The organism is Embleya sp. NPDC025285, from assembly GCF_055558835.1.
Genome location: NZ_JBVHLU010000312.1, coordinates 1 through 1,089, shown reverse-complemented (window position 1 = coordinate 1,089; position 1,089 = coordinate 1). Strand labels below are relative to the sequence as shown.

Sequence of the window (1,089 nt, the reverse complement as noted above, 5' to 3'; positions counted from 1 at the left end):
CGCCTCCTGGCTCGGCTCTACCCTGGTGGTAGCGTTGCGCGGGAAATCGAGGCGCGGAAGAAGAAGGTCGAGATCAGCGGCCTGATTGGCCAGGATCGGGACGATGGAGTAATTGATGGGCTGGTCGCCGAGTTGCTCGATATCTACCAACAGCAGCGGTCGGAGGCACTACGCGCATGATCAAGCGGATCAACTGCTCGGTCGTTTTCCTTCTGATGGTGGCGACCGCTTTCCCCGCGTGCGCGGGGATCTTCAACATCGGAACTTCGGGAGGCGCTTCGAACGAGAGCAGTTCGAGCAATGTGGTTGTTCGCCCTGATGCTGGCCCGGGGAGAGCATCGACACCGATTGTCCCTGTGGAAAGTGCATCGCCGCAACGGGTACCGGTGGAAAGCCCCCCCGTCTATCAGCCCTATACGCCGCCGGCTGCGTCGGTGTTGCCTGCCCCGATATCGGACGATGCAGAAGTTCGGCGCTACGACCGCTACCCAAACGAAAGCGATGTCGACTACATCGCTCGTATGAAGCAGGTCTACAAAACGTCTGCAGCAGAACTAGAGCGTGTCGGTGCTGAACACATGTTGCGCATGCAGCAGTTGGCGCCTCATTGAGCTCTTGTCGATGAGGGGCGGTTGAGGCCAGCTTCGCGATTATCTGGAGCGAGCCTCACCTGGTAGTGATCAGATAGTTGAGAGAGGTCGAGCGACCAGCTGTACGCGGAGCGGATCTCGTGGATCGCGAAGGCTCGCTTGACCAGCTGTAGGGCTTGGCCGGGGCTGATGGAGTTCACATGGCACAGCCACTCGATGGCTTTGTGGGTTTCGCTGCGCTCGATGGCGAGACCGATATGCTTTACCTGGTGGCACCTCGGGCAGAGCGCTATCAATCGATCCAGGCGCTGGATGAGCCGGTGGTCATCGTAGTGCCAGATTTCATGGCACTCGACAGGATGGTGCGGGCCTCGGTTAGAGCAGATCTCGCAACGGTAGTTGGCAGCCTTGAAGCAGATGCTTTTCAGCCGACTCCAAGTGGCTTCGCTGACGTTTGAACGGACGTTGCTGTACCAGCAGGATCTAGGAACAAGCTCGA

The 1,089-nt window shown here is 59.0% G+C and carries 3 protein-coding genes; all 3 read left to right on the top strand.

Annotated elements, in window-relative coordinates:
- The coding region (locus tag ACZ4FV_RS52465) for a hypothetical protein (RefSeq protein WP_465328575.1) at positions 1-180 on the top strand (180 nt) is incomplete at its 5' end.
- Positions 177-611, top strand: coding sequence for a hypothetical protein (locus ACZ4FV_RS52460; RefSeq protein WP_009684340.1), 435 nt, complete (start codon positions 177-179; stop codon positions 609-611). The genes ACZ4FV_RS52465 and ACZ4FV_RS52460, both read left to right, overlap by 4 nt.
- A 179-nt stretch (positions 612-790) precedes the next feature.
- Positions 791-1,048 (top strand): hypothetical protein, encoded by a 258-nt coding sequence (locus ACZ4FV_RS52455; protein ID WP_009684339.1) that lies wholly within the window; start codon positions 791-793, stop codon positions 1,046-1,048.
- The last annotated feature ends 41 nt before the right edge of the window (positions 1,049-1,089 follow it).

Excerpts from the sequence above, each read along its gene's own strand:
- ACZ4FV_RS52460 (WP_009684340.1), top strand. The coding sequence starts at position 177 with ATGATCAAGCGGATCAACTGCTCGGTCGTTTTCCTTCTGATGGTGGCG.
- ACZ4FV_RS52455 (WP_009684339.1), top strand. The coding sequence starts at position 791 with ATGGCACAGCCACTCGATGGCTTTGTGGGTTTCGCTGCGCTCGATGGC.